The organism is Psychrobacter sp. SC65A.3 (assembly GCF_025642195.1).
Classification (GTDB): Bacteria; Pseudomonadota; Gammaproteobacteria; order Pseudomonadales; family Moraxellaceae; genus Psychrobacter; species Psychrobacter cryohalolentis.
Genome location: NZ_CP106752.1, coordinates 161,831 through 183,173 on the forward strand (window position 1 = coordinate 161,831; position 21,343 = coordinate 183,173).

Here is a 21,343-nt window from a genome sequence, read left to right on the forward strand (position 1 = left end):
GCAAATTATCCAAAATTATGAGCCTTGAATTTTTAATCAAAATCCAAAACTTAGATAGAGCCGTTAATACTACAGGCAGTATTTTAAAATAAAAACTGCTTATGATACCAGCCTGCACTGCTCAATGGATGAATTTACGTACTCCGTTTAATGGGTTATTATGCTACATTACCAAACGATATGAAGTGTTACTTGATCTTCTATAGCTCACAATATCTACAGTACATGAGAAAGCACTATGCCCCCCTTAAAAATAAAATCCAGTCTTATATGCAATCGTTATCTGTCTAAGGGGTTGCGTAGTACGTTATTATTACTGGCTGCCTCATCACTATTTGCTTGTAGCCAACCGAGTAGTGGCGTATCTGATGCAAGCACAACATCGGCATCAACTGAAGATGTTTTGGCTGTTCCAAAGACAGCTGAACCAAACGTTATAAATAATTCTATGATGACATCAGTAAGTAAACCAGACTTACTAAAAAACGTATCAGCCACTGTCTATAAAGATGCCAATTGCGGCTGCTGTAAAGAATGGATAAGTCATGCAGAAGATAATGGTCTAAGTGCAACCGCGCAAGATGTTGCGGACTTAGCCGTATTTAAAGAGCGCTACAGCGTTCCAAATGAAATGCGTTCTTGCCATACTGTAGTCACTACGGATGGTTACGTCTTTGAAGGTCATGTACCCGCTAAATATATGGCGCAGTTTTTAGAAAATCCGCCAGTACAAGCTATGGGTCTTGCCGTACCTGGCATGCCTATTGGTAGCCCAGGTATGGAGTATCAAAATAAATTCATGCCCTATCAGGTTATGCAGCTCAATAAAGACGGGACAACCCAAGTTTATGCTGATATTGAATCGGTAGAGCAGCAATTATAGTGTGTTAGCAGTTAAGAATACTTTGATTATAGTGTTAGCGTTAAAAGTAAATGAGGTAGGTATAAGACTGTTCTATTGCTTATAAAATGATTCTTCATCAAAAAATTCATTAGCTATTGCGACTTTAAAATTAAAAATAACTTTGAATTTGTAACTTTTGATGACAATGTAAGCGAATTTATCGGTTATTAACCCTTAAAATAGATAAATGACTAAGGGTTAATACAAGAATATACAGGATGTATCGAAACAATTACGTAATATTACATAAGCTAGTAGGGAATTAGCATCTATATTAATATTATAAATTAATTATATTATCTTAATAATTAGTTAGACCCTATATAGGGTAATTACTTCATCCAATAGAAAAACGTCTGAGGGTTAAATCTAAATTATAGATTTAACCCTCAGACGTTTTTTTTGCTTATAAAACAGTAGAAATTGTGGTCAATCTAGTCAGCTATATTCTGTACATGTTACACAAACTTACATTGTAAAATGTGGGATATTAGCAATTTTTTCGACATCAAAAAAGTATTTTTGGGGTTTTTAAGGGGAATGACAGGCTAAACAACCTATGCTAAAGTCGGCTTTGTGTTTTGGTCAGCAGCTTGATTTGTAACAGCTTCGTAAGACTTCAATGAGCTGTGATCGCCAATAATCATTTTTTATATGAATAATATGCAGCAGAAGTATCAGTCACTATGACATATATATACTTGAGTTATTGAGATTTAATTGACTGCGCTGTTGTTGATAACAGACCATTTTGAATTAACCGTAGGTATTAGATTTATGAAACAGGCCTTATTGATTTTGTCAGTACTGGGTATGGGCATAGCACAAACGAGTACTGCTGCTGTAACGACCTTTCAAACAAGTAATAATATAACCAATATTTCTGCGGCATCAAACTACAGTTCGTCAAAAAATATTTATAGCACCAAAAGTGGTGCTTATGTTTCTAGCAATGATGAAATCAGTCAAGCAATTAGCAACTTAAGTGCGCAGGCTCAACAAAAAGAGAAACAGCTTTCGTTATCAAGTAGCCGCTTATATGCTGAAAGACAACAGCAGCAAGTCAATACTATCCCTGATAGCAATTCAGCACCCGCTATCGCTGCTGCTCGCGCTTCACGAGTGGCTCTATCTAGCAGCTCTGGATACTGTGCCCGTTACGTACGTAAAGCACTACAATCAGCTGGTTATGAGTTCACTCCAAATCCTTCAGCCTATCAGTACGCTACTCGTGGCACACTTGAGAAAGCAGGTTTCAGCAAAATCAGCAATGATATGCCAACCCAAGTAGGTGATGTTATTGTCTATGATCGCTCATCAAAGCGTCCACATGGCCATATTCAAATTTTCGATGGTACAGATTGGATTTCTGACTTCCGTCAGAACAGTATCAGCCCATACAGTGGTGTCTATGCTTATACGACATGGCGTGATTCAAAATATGTGGATGACGCATCCGCATCAGATCGTAATATCTACCTTGCTATGAATGATAAATAAGACCTGAGAAGTCAGCACAACATATTTATTGCTTTTCTCCAACCCAGTAGTGATCTTAATATCATTGCTGGGTTTTTTTGTGCTTAACATCAGGGCGTATTTAACCTTTCATGATTTGATCCGTCAGAAATGAACACTACTGATATCATTACTCATGACAGGAGTTATCGACAAGCGCGTTTAAAATGCCACATGATGACGCTGGTGCACTACTTGCACATTTCTGGCGCAAAACGGTCAAGTGATGCTTTAAGTGCATCAGTTCTTCCATTCGTATTTCCACAGCATGAATGTGCTCATCTAGCAAGTTATTCACATCGCCGCAGTCCTTGTCAGGCGACTCCCAGTATTCAAGTAAGATTCGCACATCATCTAAAGCCATATCGAGCGTACGGCAATGTAGGATAAATTGTAGACGCTCAATGTGCTCTTCATTATATAAACGATAATTCCCTTCGCTACGAAAAGGCTCGGGTAATAAACGCTCTTTTTCATAATAGCGAATGGTTTCTACTGTGGCACCTGTGCGTTTAGCGAGCTCACCAATTTTGATTGTCATAACAACCTCTATGATTTAAATAATTAAAGTGGCTGTAAAGACTAGCGCTAGAGAAATTAAAATTACGAAACTGTAGATAAATAACCTTGACTCTAAAGCCACTATAGGGTTCATAATATCATTATTCAAAGGGTAAATTATTATGAAATATCATATTGAAGGTATGGACTGTGCCAGTTGCATCGGCAAGATTGAAACAGCTTTGAAACGTATGCCTGGGGTTTCTGATGTTCAGCTGAATTTCGCTACAGAAACGCTAGAGCTAAATTTAGCCCCTGGTGCGCCGACTCAGGCTAGTGATATCGAAAAAACAATCAAAAGCCTAGGGTTCGGCATCTCTGCCAATACTGGTCAACAAACTGTATCGGCTATTGATATTGACAGCGACAATCAGATGGCTCCGCAGGATAAGCAATGGTGGCAAACTCAAAAAGGCAAACAGGTTGTTGGCCTCGGTATTTTGATGGGCAGCGGTTATGCACTGTCACTACTGTTGCCCGCTTATGGGATATGGGTGTTTGCCATCGCTGTGATTGTAGGCGTTTTTCCATTTGCGCGCAAAGCCTTAGCACTGGCTAAAACAGGTTCATTCTTTTCAATTGAAACGCTGATGTCCGTCGCCGTGCTTGGCGCACTTATCATTGGTGAAGCTGAAGAGGCCGCAGCGGTTGTCTTTTTGTTCTCAATCGGTGAACTGTTTGAGAGTATCGCTGCTGATCGCGCTCGCGCTGGCATCAGAGCCTTATCATCGCTGGTTCCGAAAAGTGCAATTTTACTTGATGCTCAAGGTGGGCAGCGTAACGTTCCAGCGACTTCATTACAAGTGAATGACCTTGTGCTGGTGCGTCCTGGAGATAGGGTATCTGCTGATGGTTCCATTGTTCAAGGTGCGTCCAGCCTTGATGATTCGCCCGTGACGGGAGAGTCTGTTCCTGTTGCCAAGACGATGGGTGACAATGTATTTGCAGGGTCAATTAACATCGATGGTGTGCTCCAAGTGCGCGTAGAAAAGACAGCCGCCGATAACACCATTTCGCGCATTATTGAGCTGGTAGAGCAAGCCCAAGCCTCCAAAGCACCCACTGCCCGTTTTATTGAGAAATTCAGTCGCTATTACACACCGGCAGTGATGGCTATTGCCGCACTAATTATTATCATTCCACCGTTAGCCATGGGTGGAGATTGGTCGACTTGGTTGTATCGCGGTCTAGCACTGTTGCTGATTGCCTGTCCCTGTGCTCTTGTACTATCAACACCCGCTGCCATCGCCTCTGGTCTTGCTGTTGGTGCGCGCCGTGGCTTGCTGATCAAAGGCGGTAGTGCTTTAGAAACTATCGGCCAAGTGAAGACGGTCGCTTTTGACAAGACAGGCACTTTAACTGAAGGCAAACCACGCGTGACCGATGTTGTTGCCTTTACACAAGAGGACTCAAGTATTCAAGGTCAGAATTCTCAAGGTCAAGATGAGATATTGGCACTTTTTGCCAGTGTGGAGACTGGTTCTAGTCACCCGCTTGCTGAAGCCATTGTTAGTCATGCTGAAGCTGCTAAAGTGTTCATACCTGTGGCCTTCAATGCTTCTGCAACTGCCGGTAAAGCGGTACACGCAACTGTCGCGGAGCGCGCGCTAGCTATCGGTTCGCCTGTTTACGCAGCCGATGAGGCATTGATTTCATCCACACAACAGGCGCAAATTGAGGCGCTGCAAAATGAGGGTAAGACCGTCTCTGTTCTTTTCGATGAGCAAAACCGTGAAGTGCTTGGATTAATCGCGCTAAGAGACGAATTACGAGACGACGCTCATGAAGGTGTGGCTCAGCTCAAAGCGATGGGTGTGCGCTCCGTCATGCTAACAGGCGACAACCGCTTAACCGCTCAAGCACTTGCCAGTAATTTAGACGTGGAATGGGAAGCTGAGCTGTTGCCTGAGGACAAACTGCGCCTGCTTAACGAGATGAAGAACAACCGCAAAATAGCGATGGTTGGTGATGGTATTAACGATGCGCCAGCGCTAGCAACTGCCGATGTTGGCATCGCGATGGGTGGTGGTACCGATGTGGCCATTGAGACGGCCGATATCGCATTATTAAAAAGTCGTGTTACGGACATGGCTCATCTCATCGCACTTTCACGTGCCACCATGCGCAACATTCATCAGAACGTCATTTTCGCTTTAGGTCTCAAAGGCGTCTTTCTGATCACGACCATATTCGGCATTACTGGACTATGGATTGCGGTTCTAGCTGATGCTGGAGCAACAGTGATCGTTACTCTTAATGCGTTACGTTTACTGCGCTTTAAAGGCGCGCCTCCACTGGTAAATCCGCCTAAAGTAGTTAAATAAAACCCTTCGAAATCAATTAAAAACTAGAGATAGCAGCAGATTTCGGGGTGGGTTCTAATAATAAAAATTCCACCGCCACAGTAAACTGCAACCGCATTAGAGTAAATAAGGTTAGACCGTATGTTGATTACAGAATTGGGCTATTTTGCCTTGCTTACCGCTTTTGTACTGGCGTTATTGCAGGTAATTCTGCCAACTATTGGTGTTATTCGTAACCAAGTTGCTTGGCAACGACTAGCCCCTAGCCTAGCTTGGGCACAGTTTGCCGCCATGATAACGTCATTTGGCGCTTTGATAGCAGGTTTTTATTATAATGATTTTAGCCTCAGTTACGTCGCGCAGCATTCTAATACGCTGTTGCCTTGGTACTATAAGTTATCGGCGACATGGGGCGGACACGAGGGCTCTTTGCTGCTATGGATGACCATCATGGCCACATGGTGTGCACTGGTATCATACTTTAGTCGCGGCTTGCCGTTATCAATGCGTGCGCGGGTATTAGTTATTTTGGCCGGTGTACAGTTAATGATGCTAACGATGCTGATATTTACCTCGTCACCGTTTGAGCGTACCTTACCCAATCTAGCGGTCGATGGCGCTGATTTAAATCCTGTCCTACAAGATTTCGGTCTGATTATTCATCCGCCCATGTTATATATGGGCTATGTGGGTATGGTAGTACCTTTTGCATTTTGTATGGCGGCATTGTGGGAAGGGCGTTTAGATGCTGCTTGGACACGCTGGTCACGTCCATGGGCGCTCGCGGCTTGGGGATTTTTGACCATTGGTATTGCACTGGGCTCGTGGTGGGCCTACTACGAGCTTGGCTGGGGCGGTTGGTGGTTTTGGGATCCGGTAGAGAATGCCTCGTTTATGCCTTGGCTTGTCGGCTTAGCATTGCTGCATTCATTAGCAGTCACTGAAAAGCGCGGGGTGTTTAAAGCATGGACCATCATGCTGGCTATTTTCGCCTTTGCCTTAAGCTTGCTTGGCACGTTCCTGGTACGCTCTGGAGTCCTTACCTCAGTGCATTCGTTTGCCGCTGATCCGACGCGTGGTTTGGTTATCTTAGCTATTCTTGGCATTATCATCGGTAGTGGTCTATTAATGTTTGCCGTTCGAGGTTGGCGTTTAACCGTTGAAAGTCAATATCAGCTGATTTCACGTGAGTCCTTTTTAGTGATCAACAACGCCATCATTTTGATTGCAACCTTAGTGGTGCTGCTCGGCACCCTTTACCCTATTATCGCTGATGCTTTTGGTTTAGGACAAGTGTCCGTTGGCCCTCCTTATTTTAATGCATTATTTGTACCTTTAACGTGGCTGTTATTAATAGCTATGGGTATGGGCTCAAATATTCGCTGGAAAAAAGACACCCGTCCACTACTGGGTATAGGCATGGTCATCGCCGTTAGTAGCTTAGTATTAGCCGCCATTATTACTTACTTTGTTAATCCATCGTCTATGCTTAATATTGGTGTGACTTTAGCCGTTAGCTTTTGGGCACTGCTATGGATGGCAGTTGATTTTAAAGATAAAACTAAGAATGCGCCTAATCTTTTTAACGGTTTGCGGCAGTTGCGTCTGAGCTATTGGGGTCAACAGACTGCTCATATTGGCGTATTGGTTGCTGTCATTGGCATAGCCTTTACTAGTAGCCTGAGTATTGAGCGTGACGTAGCAATGGGTATTGGCGATACAGTCAATGTTCAAGGTTACGATTTTGAAGTAACTGAATTTTTTGAAATAAAGGGTAGTAACTTTGATGCAACGCAAGCGCAAGTGGTGGTATCCAAAGACGGTCGTGAAGTGGCGAAACTGACTCCAGAAAAGCGTACTTATATTATCAGCACGATGCCAACAACTGAAGCTGCTATTGACCCCAGTCTTATGCGCGATGTTTATGTCGCACTGGGCGAACCTATTGCCGATGGTAGTAACCAATGGGCATTAAGGATTTATGTAAAACCATTAATTCGCTGGATTTGGTTAGGGGCAATTATCATGGCTCTAGGTGGATTAATTAGTATGCTTGATAAACGATACCGCATCAAAAAAATTAAAGCTCCGTTGCTAGTTACTGGTAGTTTGGCTACTTATGGAGTCAATGAGGTAGCTATTGAGCAGGCAATCTCAGTATCGACGATGTCGACACTAAAGGAGAAGTAAATGACTATGTCGAATAACACTCCTGAGCAAAAAGATAGCCAAAACAGTAAGCAGCGTAACCCAAAGGCAATGAAAAAAAAGCAGATGAAGCTATGGTTCTTAATTCCGCTTATCCTCTTTTTTGGTTTGGTAGTTATATTGTACATGCGCTTAGGTAAACCAACAGACATTGTGACCAATACCGCTCTTGAGCGTCCGGTTCCTGCCTTTGAGCTGCCGTTATTAGCAGATACTACCCGTACTATCACCAATAATAATTTGCCAGATAAGCCGTTTTTACTTAATGTTTGGGGCTCGTGGTGCCCAACTTGCATTATTGAGCATCCGTTTTTAATGCAACTAGAAGAGCGCGGCGTTGATATCGTTGGTGTGAATTATAAGGATGAGATTGGTAATGCGCTCAGTTACTTAAACCGAGGCGGTGATCCATTTTCTATGTCTATTCAGGATTCATTGGGTCAGTTTGCTCTAGACTTAGGCATAACTGGTGCGCCCGAAACCTTTGTTGTGGATGGAGATGGCATCATTCGTCAGCATATTGTTGGTGAGATTAATGAAGCCAATTGGCAACAGCGTGTTAAGCCGTGCCTGACCGTACTTAATGAGGCTAATAAGAACAACGATAGTCCTGATCTCATTCAGGTTGAGGAGATGTGCAAATGAACGTTACTCGAATAAGAGCTCCTCAAATAAAACTCAATATAATTTTAAAACTAGCAAGCTTAATACTAGCGTGTTTGCTTAACATGACGGCAAACGCAGCTATTGACGTATACGATTTTGATTCACCACAGCAAGAAGCTCAGTATCGTGGATTAATAGAAGAGTTTCGCTGCCCAAAATGCCAAAATCAAAACCTTGCAGCCTCTGATGCACCGATTGCACAGGATCTAAAGCAAAAAGTCTATGATTTAATTAAAGATAGACGTAGTGATGCTGAAATACGCGCCTATATGCAAGAGCGCTACGGTGACTTTATTAGCTACAAGCCGCCTATGCGACCATCGACATGGATCCTATGGTTTTTTCCACCATTATTATTGCTCGTCTTAATTGTTGGTTGGTTTTGGCAAAGTAAACGCCGCCAAGTTGTCGCCCGTGGCCAAAACGGCGTTACAGTGAACAGTACTGCTGCCTTGACCTCTGCGGAAAAGGCTGAGCTTGATCGTCTATTATCGCAAGCTGAGAATGTCGACCACGATATTACTAGCATAGAGGACAAAAAATGACTCTATTTTCTACTTTTGGCTTATTTGTAGCTCTAAGCTTGCTGATTGCTCTTATATTTGCGCTAATTGCTATTATGCCATGGCTACGAGCACCGCGTTTGCAGTCCAAACCAATAGACAATCAACTGCTAGATATTAATGTTGCAGTATTTCGCGAACGTTTAGCTGAGCTACAAACAGATAAAGACAGCGGTACTATTAATAATAGCCATTATCAAAATCAAAAGCTGGAACTGGAGCGTCAGCTATTAGATGCGCAGCGTCAGATAACACCTATGGTCACCCCTGATGTCAAAAGCCGTTTAATTGTCGCAGCTTGGATCCCAATATTGGCTGCAATGGCGTACTTACTAATAGGCAATCGTACGCCCGTGTTTGATTCGTGGACAAGCGAGGACAAAGTAGGACAAGTGGCTGATGACCTATTGACGGCTAAGATTGATAAGCCACCAAAGTGGGCGACTGAAAACGGTCGTCAGTTGATTAGCGCTATGCAGACCAACGTCCATCGTAACGCTGATGATCCTAATCGCTGGATGCGCCTATCTGAGCTTTTCTTATCGATGGAGGCGACTGGCTCTGCTTTAGAAGCCTTATCGCGTGCCTATCGTTTAGCACCTGATAACGAGGAGATTGCTACTACTTATGCTCAGACTAGTTTTTTTGTTAATGAAGGTCAGTTAGACGCCAATATTCGCCGTGTATTACAAGCTATATTAGCTAAGAATCCGCAGCATGAACGGGCTCAAATGCTCATGGCAATGGGTGAGACTCGTAGTAGTAACTTTGCCCAAGCGCAAGGTTGGATTGTAGTGGCATAATAAACTTGGACAGTTGCTAAGAGGTTTATACTAACCCAAAGAAGGAAAACAGTATGACCAACAAACGCAACCAATACACCCGAGAATTCAAATTAGAAGCCATCAGCTTAGTTGTTGACCACAACCGCACCATACCTGACGTGGCCGATTCATTAGGGGTAGGTAAATCCACCTTGCAGAAATGGCTGAGTCAGTACCGTCAAGAAGTGACTGGCCAAGCACCTAAAGTCGGCAACGCCTTAACAGATGAGCAGCGCGAGCTCCAAGAACTGCGCAAGCAGGTTAAACGGCTGACTATGGAGCGCGACATTCTAAAAAAGGCTTCCGCTCTGCTGGCCTTGGACAGCCTGAACGGCTATCGTTAATCAGTCAGCTTGCAGAGCAAGACAAACAGGTCAATAAAAGCCTTCTGTGCAAGCTGTTTGGCGTGATGAAGAGTAGTTACTACTATGGAATAAAGCTCAAGCCCATCAGCCTTGACACTGTAAAAACCAAAGCATTAATACGCCAAATATTTAACGACTCAAAGCGCTCAGCAGGCGCTCGCAGCACTGCCGCCATACTGATGAATGAACATGGCATCAAGCTGACACGCTATATGGTAGGGAATCTCATGGCGCAAATGGGGCTTAAAAGCTGTCAATTGAAGATGCACAAATACAAGCACGCTGACGAGGTGCATAAAACGCATGACAATATCTTAAATAGAAACTTTAGCCCATCAGCGCCCAATCAAGTCTGGACGGGCGATGTCACTTATGTTCGCATCAAAGGCGGCTGGTGCTATTTAGCTGTCGTTTTAGATTTATATGCTCGGCGTGTGGTGGGCTTTGCTATATCAGACTCACCCGACAGCATACTGACCGCTAAAGCACTGCAGATGGCGTATCAGACGCGCTTACAGCCAAGTGAAGTACTGTTTCACTCTGATCAGGGAACCCATTACACCAGTAAGACATTTGCTGAATCCGTTGCTAGTTGTAATGGCATGATGCAAAGTATGAGCCGAAAAGGTAACTGTTGGGATAATGCCCCAACTGAGCGCTTCTTCAGGAGCTTTAAGACGGAGTGGATGCCAAAGAATGGCTATGAGAATATCGCTGAGGCTAAAAGTGCCATTATTGATTATATCTGGGGCTATTATCAAACCGTGAGACCACATACTTTCAACAATTATTTAACACCGCTAGAAAAAGAGAAACGCTACTTTAATAAAAACCTCTTATCAGGTGTCCTAAATTAGTTGACCACTACAGATGAACCTACATACTCTACTTCCATACCGAATTGTGGTGTGAAGTTATAACCTGCATAAACACCAAATGCTGTCGCATCATCAAAACTATCATTACTATCGCCATCATCAATCATGAATTGACCAATTTTAGCACCAACATACGGCTGACCATCGCCATAAGAAACAGCTGCTTGCGCACCAGCACTCATGAAACAACCAACTAATAAAGCCAATACTGCTTTTTGTGAAATACCCATTACATACATCCTAAACTTTGTTGATTAAGTGAAAAACTATTGTAACAGAATAGTAATCAAATATTACTATGATATATAAACAACTTAATTATGATATTTTTTGAGTGGTGTTCTAAAAAGTATTATGGCGATAAAGGTAAATAAGAAATCTAGGATAAGTTCTCTGATTCTACAGTCCTTTCAAGGCTTCAAAAATTGTTCAAATTTAAATCAGCATACTGTTTGACACACCACCTATTTCTTATACCTGTTTTTCAATGTAGATAGATTTTTCATTTTTTTAGACTTGTATCATCAATAGAGTTCGATGAGACCCCTAGTAGTTTTGAGCTTAATCTCTTACAGGGAATTATGATTTGCCTCATAGGTAGATTAGTGCCATAGTTGTTCACTGAACGTTCTGGACAGTTGTACTGTACAGTTGTACTGTACAGTCTTTAAAAACGTACTTGAACACTAGGTGAATAATGAACATATCGGTGACAAAAGCGGCAAAGGAATGGGGTGTATCAAGAACCACTATCTATCAGAAAGTCAATGATGGTGAGCTATCCAGAACAACAGACAAGAAAATAGACGTTTCAGAAATGTTGCGCGTGTTTGGTGAGCCAATTTCTAAAAAACGTACTGAACGTTCAGTGGACACTGTTCAAAGTACACCACTGAACAGTCAAAGTGTTCAGTATAATACAGACATTGAACACCTATTAGCACTTGAAAAGCTCAAGAATGAACATCTTAGCGAACAGGTAAACGATCAAAAGAAGTTAATTGAAAATTATCAGCAGCAGATAGGACAGTTGAACAAAACGCTGGATAAAGAACGTGACCCCTGCCGTCAAATCCGTACAATTAAACTTGGGAAATTTAATTACGCAGCTTGACGATAATAATCAAACCACACCTGTCTTGGCGATTTATGGCCCAAGCTCTTTTGAATCCTAGTTTGGTTGTAGTACAACTCAATATATCCAATGATATCGCTGATAGCTGCAAATCTTGTTTTATAGTCTTGGTGATATACTAATTCATTCTTTAATACGCCCCAGAAACTCTCTATAGGTGCGTTATCAAAGCAGTTACCTTTAGCGCTCATTGAGCCTGCAAACTGATGTCGCTTGATGATCTTGTGGTAGGCATGACTGCAATATTGGCTGCCTCTGTCAGAGTGAACTATTAGCCCTTTGCTAGGTCGTTTGTTCTTGATTGCCATATTGAGTGCACGGCATACTAGATCTGCTGTCATTCGCTTATTGATCGCATACCCGACCAGCTCTTTGGTGTACAAATCTTTGACTCCAGCTAAATACAACCAGCCCTCATTGGTCCAGATATACGTAATGTCACTGACCCAAGACTCATTAGGACGATTGGCATCAAACTTCTGATCCAGCACGTTTGGATAAACCAGCTTGTTGTGATTAGAGTCGGTGGTCACTTTAAAGCGCTTGTGGCGACGGCATTTAATGCCATGTTCTTCTTTAATGCTTCTGACCATATACAGGCTAATGTTGTGGCCTTGCTCGCTTAGATGAGCATGCAGTCGATCTACGCCATAACGTTCTTTCGTTTCACTGTGAGCCGCTTTAACCAGTAATTCAGACTGGTTGCGATGTATCTGCTGATCACTGATGTCACGACTAATCCAGTCATAGTAGCTCGATGGCTTAATCTTTAATACACGGCACATAGTAGTGATGCTAAATATCTGCTGATTGTCTTTGATAAAGGCGTACTTTACGGGCTGTTTTTCGCGAAGTACGCCGTCGCCTTTTTTAGTATCTCTCGTTCCTCTTCGGCAACTTTGATCTGCCGCTTGAGCTGCTTTATTTCTTGAAGAGCACTCATAAGATCAGGATCATATTGCTCTGTGCCGACAAGCTTGCCTTGATTGGCTTTGTTATGCCAATTAGATAAGGTTTGCATGGCGATGCCAAGCTGCTTTGCGGTCGATGAGATGTTGCCGTTATTGTCTGCTATCTTCTTAACGGCTTCAGCTTTAAATTCTGTGCTATAAGTTCTGATTTTTTTGGTCATGGTAAACTCCGATTAATATGCTTAGTTTACCAAGTTTAGTTATACGGTTTCTTCAGCATAGCTCAATGACGTCTTTGTGCATACGGTTGTAGTCTTGCTGGTAGGTGCGAGGCTTTACGTTGCGCTCACGCTCCTCTAGCCATTCAAGCGCATAATCATTGAACATTTTAGCTTGCTCATTTGCAAGCTTATCTTGACGTTTTTTATTCTTGGGATTGATCCCACTAGTTACTAAAGCTTTGATATCAGAGTTCGCTATTCTTGCTTCTGCTAAGCTTATCTGTGGGTATGCACCTAAAGTAGTTTTCTGCTGCTTACCATCAAAACGATATGCGCTTATCCAAGTCTTCGTTCCTGAGCTACGTACTAATAGCTGTAGCCCTTGCTGATCGCTATATTTATCTGGACGGGCAGGGGTACAATTATCAGTTGGTTTGAGCTTACGAATTTTGGCATCACTTAACATGTTGGTCTATTCCTATACCTACGAGCTATATGCTTAAAGCGTTAAGAGGGTTATGTTGGTCTACAGCATATAAATCTAGATCGAATGTTGGTCTAATTACGGCGTATATGAATAATAGACCAACGAATAGACCAACACAAGCGACGGGATAGGTGTGTCACGTTGGGTTGAATTGGGAAAATAGCAGGCATAAAAAAAACGCTAGACGCGTTATTTATAAAGGGTTTGATTGGTATATGGGTCGAATTAGGGAAAGGTGGGAAAACTAATATTTTATAAGATTGGCGGTGAAGGAGGGATTCGAACCCTCGATACGCTATTAACGTATACACACTTTCCAGGCGTGCGGTTTCAGCCACTCACCCACTTCACCGTTTTGAGTCATACTCACTTAAATACTGCACAGACCATTGACAATCTGATTAGGACTCCAAGCTTTTAGATACTGTATATGATATACAGGCACTGATTTTTGCAGGACCTAGTATAGCGGATAGCATTTAAAATGTCACGGTGTGCGCAGTATCTTTCTTTATTGGTAGACGCCTGCTAGGATAGAGCATACGTAATAGTAAGCATAAATGGTTGAAAGTTACATGAGAAGTGTTTTTAAATATAGATTTAATCTGAAAAATACCATGATAATGATAGTAACTGCTACTATTCTGAGCATATCAGCGGCACATGCTGATGATTTCACACAATGCAGCCAATCATTTTATGGCGGTGTCTATCCTGAATTCAGCAATACGAAGCTCAGTAATAATACCCAAGCACTATGTATGGACGGTTTTGCTGTCATGTATTCTGGTATATCACGTACGCCATTATGGTCAGCAGAATATCTGGATCGTAAGCGTTTACAGCAGGCCAAACAAATCGACCGTGAAGACAGCTTTCATGAAGAAAGTCGATTGCCACAGTCCATGCGTGCGAAGCTCTCTGACTATTCAGGCTCAGGTTATGACCGTGGACATTTAGCGCCTAATGGTGACATGGCCAATCGAAGTCAGCAGTATGATAGCTTTAGCCTTGCTAATATAGCCCCGCAATCACCACGTAATAATCGCTATATCTGGCGCAATATTGAATCGGCGACTCGCTATTTAACGCAGCAATATGGTGAAGTCTATACTGTCACAGGGGTTGCATTTACTGATAAAAAAGCTAAGCAACTAGCAGGGCGGGTACTGGTGCCCAGTCATTTTTTTAAAGCCGTTTATATTCCAGCGATCAATCAAGCAGGTGTTTACTATGCGCCAAACGACGAATCTGAGCGTATAGAAATCATTAGTATTGACGAATTGACGTCTAAAATTGGTATTGACGTCTTGCCGGTACTTGATGCAAAGACTAAAGTACAAGCTCTGGATTTACCGCTAAAGGCTGGCGAAGCGATAGATCTACCAACCACAGAGGTAGAAGAGCCTGCTTGGATATTATTCGTAGTAGCAATCTTTGAATGGCTCATGACACAATTGCAAACATAGGTCGTTTAAATATTGCTAAACCTGTGTGATTCTGATACATCCTGTAATATGCTACTCATGAAAAAAGGGGGATTAAATGATTGACCCATTTGCTAATAACCACCAAAGCATGCAAATTGGTGAGCTAGTGATTGAAAATCAAGAAGATAAAATTATTATTTATGGGGACATTAATCTGGTCTTAAATGACACTGGATATGAGCAGGCAAAGCAGCTGCATGAGCTTAGCGGTAAAATTTTAAGCGCCTTCGAAAGTAAAAGTCTTTATAGCAATGATGAGGCTAAGTCAAAAGAAAAAGATGACCAATCGGGCAAAATTATAGACAATCCTTTCTTGTAACTTATTGATATAGTTTTGATTTTATAGAAATAATAAACTATAAAAAAATTACTAGGCAAATTCTTAAAATTGCTTATAATGGGTCAAGACAACGCTTATGCTGTCCAGATTTTTTATTAAGAGTAAATTGGTCATTTGGTATTTGCTGTACTAATGAGTGAAAACTGAATATAGTACCACTGAGCTGTAATAAAAAATTGTTGGCAAAGGATGAGCTAAGGACATAGAAACATATCGTTTCTAATAATCATTGAATGAAGGGAGTCTATTTATGAAACTATTCGCAAAAACTACATTAGCAATTGCTGGTATCAGTTTAGCAAGCATGGCATTCGCTGCTGATCCATTAGCCAATACTACTTGGCAGACTTATGACGAAGGCAAGCCAAAAGGCGTGGTTAAAATCACCGAGTCAAATGGCGTGTTGACTGGTAAGCTTATCAGCACCGTGTCAGAGAAAGGTCAGAAGCACGTTGGTATGACGATTATCTCTGGACTAAAAGCTGATGGTAATGGTAAATACAGTGGTGGTAAGATTACTGACCCTGAAAAGAACAAGACTTATAAATTGACTGCTAACTTGAATGGTAGCAATCTTGATCTAAAAGGTCATTTAGGGCCATTCTCACGTAGTCAAACGTGGAAAAAGAAATAATTCTGAGTTACTGTAACTCTCTTTATTAAGCTAAGTCTTAATAAAGAATAAAAAAATCCCGCATTGCCGAAAGGTTTTGCGGGATTTTTAGTGGTATCTGTTGTTATATCTCTGTTTAAAGTAAAATTAAGATCCTGATTAGATATTCATCTCAAAACAAAAGCGGTATAAGCTAACTATAGCTTTGCTAGGATAGATGTTCATCGTAAACTGTGAGCAATGCGTGGCAGAGACTTTGAAATCCCTGCTAGCAGCACTACAGCATTCTTAAAGCAGAGTTATTAATATATCCACTATCTTATAAATTCTGGATAGGCTTCCATACCACATTCGGCAATATCAGCACCTTGATATTCTTCTTCTTCAGAGATACGCAGACCGATGACAAACTTAATAATGCTCCAAACGATTAAGCTGCTTATAAAGACCCATGCAAAAATAGTCGCAGCACCGACTAATTGACCAAGCAATGACGCTGCCGGATTGGTCAGCGGTACAATAAGCAGACCAAATAAACCCACCACACCATGGACAGAAATAGCGCCTACCGGATCGTCAATTTTTATTTTGTCTAGTAGTAAAATCGATAAGACAACGATGACACCAGCAGTCATACCAAATAAGGTAGCTTGTAGTGCTGACGGCGTTAAAGGTTCTGCAGTGATGGCAACCAAACCTGCCAATGCACCATTTAAGAGCATGGTTAAATCGGCTTTACCAAATATAAGGCGTGCGATGAGCAAGGCACCAATCGCTCCACCAGCAGCGGCGGCATTGGTATTCAAAAACACGACAGCGACAGAATTGGCGCTAGCGATATCACCCAGTTTTAATACTGAACCACCGTTAAAGCCAAACCAGCCCATCCATAAGATTAAGGTACCAAGCGCTGCCAGTGGTAAGTTTGCACCAGGAATAGCGCGTATCTCGCCTTTAATGCCGTATTTACCGAGGCGCGCTCCTAAGAGTAGTACACCTGATAACGCCGCCGCCGCACCTGCCATATGTACGATGCCAGAGCCTGCAAAATCAGAGAAACCCAAGTCGCCTAGACTATATAAGCCAAAGACTTCCTTGCCACCCCATGTCCAGCTGCCTTCTAATGGATAAATGACACCAGTCATCACCACGGCAAACAGTAAGAATGCCCATAGTTTCATACGTTCAGCGACCGCGCCTGAGACGATAGACATACAGGTGGCTACAAAGACCACTTGAAAGAAAAAGTCGGACGCGCTGGAGTAAACGGCATCGCCATTAAAGCCGTTTTCAGCTGAGGTAGCTAATGCATCAGTGACCAAACTTTCGGTACCTGCAATACCACTCAAAAACAGATTGCCGTCATACATGATGGCATAACCGCATATCATATACATGGTACAGGCAGTCGCAAAAAGCGCGATATTTTTTGTTAGGATTTCGACAGTATTTTTTGAGCGAACCAGCCCTGCCTCTAACATTGTGAAGCCCGCAGCCATCCACATGACAAGCGCGCCACACATTAAAAAGTAAAACGTATCTAGCGCGTACTGGAGCTCAAAGATTTGATTTTGCATGTTAATTCCCCCTTGAATATATGCAATACAGAGATCGGTATGACCTATAAAGAGATATTTATAGGTAAGTCTTGCGCTTAGATAGCGTCAGGACCTGTCTCACCCGTACGAATACGAATGACTTGCTCGAGATTGGTCACAAATATCTTACCGTCTCCGATTTTACCGGTACTAGCGATACGCGTGATAGCTTCAATAGCTGGCTCAACCATCTCATCCATCACCGCCACTTCCACTTTTACTTTAGGCAAAAAATCCACCACGTACTCGGCGCCGCGATAGAGCTCAGTATGACCTTTTTGACGACCGAAACCTTTGACTTCAGTGACGGTAACGCCTTTTACACCAATGTCAGAAAGCGCTTCACGCACATCATCGAGCTTAAACGGTTTTAAGATCGCAGTGATTAGCTTCATAAAAAAATCCTTATATGGGTGATGTCGCAGGTCAATAGATGCCATTTGATGCAACATATTATAATCATGCTTATATTAAATGATTCAAGAATTGTGCCAAACTTACTCAAGGGGGAAGGTAAAATAAGGCGCATTTACTCAAAATCATTAGCATAATGACAAAAATGGCGTCTATACAGCAAATATAATCCTCATTTTACTGTGTATAAATAGACAATTAACCTGTAACGTTACATGAATACAAACTTTATTATAACTAACTTTTTAATCACTTGGGGGAGGATATGGCTTTATTTCCTGTGATGATTTGCTAAATGATTGTAGGATATAAAAACAGCTAGAAAACACTCAGGCTACCTGTTTATCGATATAAAGAGTAGTCTCTATATCGATAAACAGGTAGCCTGAGTGTCAAAAAGAATAAGCTAAGAGGCTGTCTTTAGGCCTTGGGGAACAATAAGTACGGAGTAGTGGTGCTACCTAATAGCTTTTTGGTGTCACTGCCTTTGAGTAGCTCAATCAAACGCGGCTGGGCAAAAGCACCTGTCATCAGTAGACCAATATCGTTGTCACGTTGATAGTAGGTTAGCGCTGCAGTGACATCACGGCAGTCGAGCAAGGTTTTTTTGCATTTAATACCAGCTTGTTTTAGGCACGCGTAGGCTTCACGTAATGCATCGCAGTTTTCAGAGTTCTCTTTGCCGACCATGACGATATGGATCATCAAGGCGCGCACTAAAGGTGTTTTACATAGCCAATTCAGCATTTTGTGCGAAGTAGGACTATTATCAAACGCAAATAAAGCACTGGTAGGGGGCAAAAATGGTGCATGAGTCACCAAAATGGGGCAGTGACTTGAGCGGATAAGCTGGCTTAGAGTCGATTTACAAGTGACATGATGACCAATCACGATAAGTTGGGCTTGGTCATCAACATAATTAATACTGTCATCGAGCTTTTCATGCCGATGCAGCGTATAAGTCTTAATTTTGTGACGCTGCTGCTCGCAATAGCTGCTTGCTTGATGTAAAAGAAGCTTACCTTGCGCTTTTAACTCGCAATTACTCAAGTGCTCTTTTATAGTGAATTGATCTAGTAAGGTATTTTCATCATCAATATTGAGGCAGCCCGAATAATCAACGGCTGCCTTCTGCTGTAAGCTTGGCACTGAATACAGCAGTCCAATAGGGGCTTGCAAGCGGATAGACGCCCACATGCTTGCTTCCAATACAGCTTGCACATGGTTTGGGCAGTCTAAGCAGGCAATCACGCTATCTGGCTTCAAATTACTCATAGAGGCATCACATCATTTCAATAACTTAAATGCAAGCTAGGCAGTCGAGATATGGCGCTCAACTGCCCAACCTGATTTATATACCAATATAATTACTGATCAATAAACCACTCGTTTATATCAGCTTGATAACATACATACAGTGCTAATCTAATAAGCCAATATCTCGGCGATCATGAATCGAAAAACGATCGATAAGCGTACGGCTGGCACTGTTCAATCCAACGACTTTTACCTCAATACCTTCGCGCTGCAAGCGTATCACCAGCTTATCCAAGGTATCTACTGCGCTGATATCCCAAAAATGCGCTTGGCTCACATCGATATGAACATTATCTAATGCCTCTTTGGTATCAAAGCTTTGCAAAAACTGCGTGGTAGATGCAAAGAATACTTGTCCTTGAACGTAATAATAACGCGTATTGCTACTGTCATCATATTCGCTAAATACGGTTAAGAATTGACCAATTTTGTTAGCAAAAGCTAAAGCAGATAATAGTACGCCAACACCCACGCCGTATGCTAAGTTGTGAGTAAAGACAGTGGTCAAAACTGTCGCTAGCATGACAATATTAAATGACATAGGATGGGTCTTAAATTCACGAATAGACTGCCAGTTAAAGGTACCAATAGATACCATAATCATCACAGCTACCAGCGCCGCCATCGGTATCAAGCTGACCCAATCATTTAAAAACACCACCATAATCAGTAGTACGACACCAGCGATGAGCGATGATAAACGGGTACGCCCACCAGATTTTACGTTAATCATTGATTGCCCAATCATTGCACAGCCAGCCATACCGCCAAAGAATCCTGATACGACGTTAGCGATACCTTGACCACGGCATTCACGGTTTTTATCGCTTGGCGTATCGGTCAGCTCATCGACAATGGTTGCTGTCATCATAGATTCCAACAAACCTACGATGGCAAGCGCGATAGAGTAAGGCGCGATAATAAGTAAGGTAGTCAAGTTTAGGGGAATATCAGGAAGCAAAAACATCGGTAATGAATCTGGCAAGTCGCCCATACTACCAACGTTACGAATATCAAGATTCATATACATGGCAACAGCTGTCAAACCTACAATACAAATCAGCGGCGATGGAATAACGCGACCAATTTTAGGAATAAGGGGAAATAAATAAATAATCGCCAAACCTGCGGCAGTCATTATATAAACCGTCAGACCAACGCGTTCAGTGGCAGGGTTAAGCTCAGGCAACTGCGCGGCAAATATCAAAATTGCCAGTGCATTCACAAAACCGATAACGACTGAGCGCGATACAAAACGCATCAGATTACCCAGCTTTAAGATGCCCATAACGACTTGAATACCACCGCACAATAAGGTTGCAGCAAGTAGGTATTGCAGACCGTGGTCGGCAACCAAGTCAACCATGACCAGTGCCATGGCTCCTGTAGCTGCCGAAATCATACCCGGACGTCCACCAACGAAACTGATGACTACTGCGATGCAAAATGAGGCATATAAACCAACTTTTGGGTCGACACCGGCGATGATAGAAAAGGCAATGGCCTCTGGAATCAGTGCCAGAGCAACGACTAAACCCGATAAGGTATCGCCACGAATATTGGAAAACCACTCTTCACGTAAATTACCAAAAAAAGATGTCATAAGTAAACTGCATATAGTTGGGGACAAAAAAAGCAATCATTACTCAGTGACAGAATGATTGCATTGTGATGAGCATTTCTAGAATGATAAAACTGTGTCCGCAATCATGGTCTGCGGTAGAAGAAGACAGATAAACCGTCAGAAAAATTATAAAAATACATATGATGAAAAATAAGGGAGAACATGCCTATCATACTATTAGCGTAATATGAAACATTGCCAATAAGAGGCGACAGTCGCACGATAATCGTGACAACATGCTAAACTAAAATGCTATGCTGAAGTTGTCGTCAATATAGTCGCTCTTACTAAGGTCGCTATTATAGCATTAGCCACTCAATATAAAAACCGCCGTCTCATTGTATAAAGTATTGAAAAATCAGTACCGAAATATGGTTGATACCGTTATCATGCTATTCATTTT

General features: G+C 42.2%; 21 protein-coding genes and 1 tRNA gene. 13 read left to right on the plus strand and 9 right to left on the minus strand.

Annotation, left to right across the window (positions count from 1 at the left end):
- Positions 1-238 precede the first annotated feature (238 nt).
- Positions 239-883: a DUF411 domain-containing protein gene (locus OEG80_RS00680; protein ID WP_007394850.1), complete on the plus strand. Its 645-nt coding sequence runs from the start codon at positions 239-241 to the stop codon at positions 881-883.
- 798 nt (positions 884-1,681) lie between these two features.
- Complete coding sequence (locus OEG80_RS00685) at positions 1,682-2,404, plus strand: CHAP domain-containing protein (RefSeq protein WP_045448103.1); 723 nt, start codon at positions 1,682-1,684, stop codon at positions 2,402-2,404.
- 148 nt (positions 2,405-2,552) lie between these two features.
- Here the strand turns inward: OEG80_RS00685 and cadR are convergent, their stop codons facing one another.
- Complete coding sequence (gene cadR, locus OEG80_RS00690; RefSeq protein ID WP_007394845.1) at positions 2,553-2,963, minus strand: Cd(II)/Pb(II)-responsive transcriptional regulator; 411 nt, start codon at positions 2,961-2,963, stop codon at positions 2,553-2,555.
- A 142-nt stretch (positions 2,964-3,105) separates the two neighbouring features.
- On the opposite strand from cadR, the gene OEG80_RS00695 reads away from it, so the two are divergent.
- From OEG80_RS00695 to OEG80_RS00725, 7 genes are all read left to right on the plus strand, one after another.
- Positions 3,106-5,307: a heavy metal translocating P-type ATPase gene (locus OEG80_RS00695; protein WP_007394844.1), complete on the plus strand. Its 2,202-nt coding sequence runs from the start codon at positions 3,106-3,108 to the stop codon at positions 5,305-5,307.
- Between the two features lie 120 nt (positions 5,308-5,427).
- Positions 5,428-7,476 (plus strand): heme lyase CcmF/NrfE family subunit, encoded by a 2,049-nt coding sequence (locus tag OEG80_RS00700; protein ID WP_062844959.1) that lies wholly within the window; start codon positions 5,428-5,430, stop codon positions 7,474-7,476.
- The gene (locus tag OEG80_RS00705) at positions 7,477-8,139 is read left to right on the plus strand and encodes a DsbE family thiol:disulfide interchange protein (protein ID WP_084387320.1); all 663 of its coding nucleotides are present in this window, start codon (positions 7,477-7,479) and stop codon (positions 8,137-8,139) included.
- A gap of 83 nt (positions 8,140-8,222) precedes the next feature.
- The gene (locus OEG80_RS00710) at positions 8,223-8,705 is read left to right on the plus strand and encodes a cytochrome c-type biogenesis protein (protein WP_371532842.1); all 483 of its coding nucleotides are present in this window, start codon (positions 8,223-8,225) and stop codon (positions 8,703-8,705) included.
- The gene (gene ccmI, locus OEG80_RS00715; RefSeq protein ID WP_263241282.1) at positions 8,702-9,526 is read left to right on the plus strand and encodes a c-type cytochrome biogenesis protein CcmI; all 825 of its coding nucleotides are present in this window, start codon (positions 8,702-8,704) and stop codon (positions 9,524-9,526) included. The genes OEG80_RS00710 and ccmI overlap by 4 nt, the downstream gene beginning before the upstream one ends.
- Positions 9,527-9,579: 53 nt before the next feature.
- Positions 9,580-9,891, plus strand: a complete 312-nt coding sequence (locus OEG80_RS00720; RefSeq protein WP_263241283.1) for a transposase — start codon at positions 9,580-9,582, stop codon at positions 9,889-9,891.
- Positions 9,891-10,769 carry an IS3 family transposase gene (locus OEG80_RS00725; RefSeq protein ID WP_327108128.1) on the plus strand — a complete coding sequence of 293 codons (879 nt, stop codon included), beginning with the start codon at positions 9,891-9,893 and terminating at the stop codon, positions 10,767-10,769. The genes OEG80_RS00720 and OEG80_RS00725 overlap by 1 nt, the downstream gene beginning before the upstream one ends.
- Here the strand turns inward: OEG80_RS00725 and OEG80_RS00730 are convergent.
- Complete coding sequence (locus tag OEG80_RS00730) at positions 10,766-11,020, minus strand: porin family protein (RefSeq protein WP_263241284.1); 255 nt, start codon at positions 11,018-11,020, stop codon at positions 10,766-10,768. The two genes, OEG80_RS00725 and OEG80_RS00730, sit on opposite strands and share 4 nt — an antisense overlap.
- A gap of 479 nt (positions 11,021-11,499) precedes the next feature.
- Between OEG80_RS00730 and OEG80_RS00735 the strand changes: the two genes are divergently transcribed.
- Positions 11,500-11,904 carry a hypothetical protein gene (locus OEG80_RS00735; RefSeq protein ID WP_263241285.1) on the plus strand — a complete coding sequence of 135 codons (405 nt, stop codon included), beginning with the start codon at positions 11,500-11,502 and terminating at the stop codon, positions 11,902-11,904.
- Here OEG80_RS00735 and OEG80_RS00740 read toward each other — a convergent pair.
- The 3 genes from OEG80_RS00740 to OEG80_RS00750 all read right to left on the minus strand — a co-directional run bounded on the left by OEG80_RS00740 (position 11,892) and on the right by OEG80_RS00750 (position 13,896).
- Positions 11,892-13,057 (minus strand): IS3 family transposase gene (locus OEG80_RS00740; RefSeq protein WP_263241287.1). Its coding sequence is split into 2 segments (ribosomal slippage): positions 11,892-12,799 and positions 12,799-13,057, totalling 1,167 coding nucleotides; the frame shifts between segments, so codons are not numbered across the junction. The genes OEG80_RS00735 and OEG80_RS00740 overlap by 13 nt on opposite strands.
- A 52-nt stretch (positions 13,058-13,109) precedes the next feature.
- Positions 13,110-13,523 (minus strand): Arm DNA-binding domain-containing protein, encoded by a 414-nt coding sequence (locus OEG80_RS00745; RefSeq protein ID WP_263241288.1) that lies wholly within the window; start codon positions 13,521-13,523, stop codon positions 13,110-13,112.
- A gap of 282 nt (positions 13,524-13,805) precedes the next feature.
- Positions 13,806-13,896: transfer RNA gene (locus OEG80_RS00750), tRNA-Ser, on the minus strand.
- Between the two features lie 265 nt (positions 13,897-14,161).
- Here OEG80_RS00750 and OEG80_RS00755 point away from each other — a divergent pair.
- From OEG80_RS00755 to OEG80_RS00765, 3 genes are all read left to right on the plus strand, one after another.
- Positions 14,162-15,013: a DNA/RNA non-specific endonuclease gene (locus tag OEG80_RS00755; RefSeq protein WP_263241289.1), complete on the plus strand. Its 852-nt coding sequence runs from the start codon at positions 14,162-14,164 to the stop codon at positions 15,011-15,013.
- 76 nt (positions 15,014-15,089) lie between these two features.
- Positions 15,090-15,353, plus strand: coding sequence for a hypothetical protein (locus OEG80_RS00760; RefSeq protein WP_020444445.1), 264 nt, complete (start codon positions 15,090-15,092; stop codon positions 15,351-15,353).
- A gap of 271 nt (positions 15,354-15,624) precedes the next feature.
- The gene (locus OEG80_RS00765) at positions 15,625-16,008 is read left to right on the plus strand and encodes a DUF2147 domain-containing protein (RefSeq protein ID WP_133104958.1); all 384 of its coding nucleotides are present in this window, start codon (positions 15,625-15,627) and stop codon (positions 16,006-16,008) included.
- Between the two features lie 293 nt (positions 16,009-16,301).
- On the opposite strand, the gene OEG80_RS00770 is transcribed toward OEG80_RS00765, so the two are convergent.
- The 4 genes from OEG80_RS00770 to OEG80_RS00785 form a co-directional block, all read right to left on the minus strand.
- Entirely contained in the window at positions 16,302-17,564 is a 1,263-nt protein-coding gene (locus tag OEG80_RS00770) for an ammonium transporter (protein ID WP_263241290.1), read from the minus strand.
- Between the two features lie 77 nt (positions 17,565-17,641).
- Positions 17,642-17,980 (minus strand): P-II family nitrogen regulator, encoded by a 339-nt coding sequence (locus OEG80_RS00775; protein ID WP_011514651.1) that lies wholly within the window; start codon positions 17,978-17,980, stop codon positions 17,642-17,644.
- A 439-nt stretch (positions 17,981-18,419) separates the two neighbouring features.
- Positions 18,420-19,274 (minus strand): universal stress protein, encoded by an 855-nt coding sequence (locus tag OEG80_RS00780; protein ID WP_263241292.1) that lies wholly within the window; start codon positions 19,272-19,274, stop codon positions 18,420-18,422.
- A gap of 145 nt (positions 19,275-19,419) precedes the next feature.
- On the minus strand, positions 19,420-20,919 hold the full coding sequence (locus OEG80_RS00785; protein ID WP_011514649.1) for a SulP family inorganic anion transporter: 1,500 nt from the start codon (positions 20,917-20,919) through the stop codon (positions 19,420-19,422).
- Positions 20,920-21,343: the final 424 nt, after the last annotated feature.

Coding starts and splice junctions, on each gene's coding strand:
- OEG80_RS00680 (WP_007394850.1), top strand. CDS start 239: ATGCCCCCCTTAAAAATAAAATCCAGTCTTATATGCAATCGTTATCTG.
- OEG80_RS00685 (WP_045448103.1), top strand. CDS start 1,682: ATGAAACAGGCCTTATTGATTTTGTCAGTACTGGGTATGGGCATAGCA.
- cadR (WP_007394845.1), bottom strand. CDS start 2,963: ATGACAATCAAAATTGGTGAGCTCGCTAAACGCACAGGTGCCACAGTA.
- OEG80_RS00695 (WP_007394844.1), top strand. CDS start 3,106: ATGAAATATCATATTGAAGGTATGGACTGTGCCAGTTGCATCGGCAAG.
- OEG80_RS00700 (WP_062844959.1), top strand. CDS start 5,428: ATGTTGATTACAGAATTGGGCTATTTTGCCTTGCTTACCGCTTTTGTA.
- OEG80_RS00705 (WP_084387320.1), top strand. CDS start 7,477: ATGACTATGTCGAATAACACTCCTGAGCAAAAAGATAGCCAAAACAGT.
- OEG80_RS00710 (WP_371532842.1), top strand. CDS start 8,223: ATGACGGCAAACGCAGCTATTGACGTATACGATTTTGATTCACCACAG.
- ccmI (WP_263241282.1), top strand. CDS start 8,702: ATGACTCTATTTTCTACTTTTGGCTTATTTGTAGCTCTAAGCTTGCTG.
- OEG80_RS00720 (WP_263241283.1), top strand. CDS start 9,580: ATGACCAACAAACGCAACCAATACACCCGAGAATTCAAATTAGAAGCC.
- OEG80_RS00730 (WP_263241284.1), bottom strand. CDS start 11,020: ATGGGTATTTCACAAAAAGCAGTATTGGCTTTATTAGTTGGTTGTTTC.
- OEG80_RS00745 (WP_263241288.1), bottom strand. CDS start 13,523: ATGTTAAGTGATGCCAAAATTCGTAAGCTCAAACCAACTGATAATTGT.
- OEG80_RS00755 (WP_263241289.1), top strand. CDS start 14,162: ATGATAATGATAGTAACTGCTACTATTCTGAGCATATCAGCGGCACAT.
- OEG80_RS00760 (WP_020444445.1), top strand. CDS start 15,090: ATGATTGACCCATTTGCTAATAACCACCAAAGCATGCAAATTGGTGAG.
- OEG80_RS00765 (WP_133104958.1), top strand. CDS start 15,625: ATGAAACTATTCGCAAAAACTACATTAGCAATTGCTGGTATCAGTTTA.
- OEG80_RS00770 (WP_263241290.1), bottom strand. CDS start 17,564: ATGCAAAATCAAATCTTTGAGCTCCAGTACGCGCTAGATACGTTTTAC.
- OEG80_RS00775 (WP_011514651.1), bottom strand. CDS start 17,980: ATGAAGCTAATCACTGCGATCTTAAAACCGTTTAAGCTCGATGATGTG.
- OEG80_RS00780 (WP_263241292.1), bottom strand. CDS start 19,274: ATGAGTAATTTGAAGCCAGATAGCGTGATTGCCTGCTTAGACTGCCCA.
- OEG80_RS00785 (WP_011514649.1), bottom strand. CDS start 20,919: ATGACATCTTTTTTTGGTAATTTACGTGAAGAGTGGTTTTCCAATATT.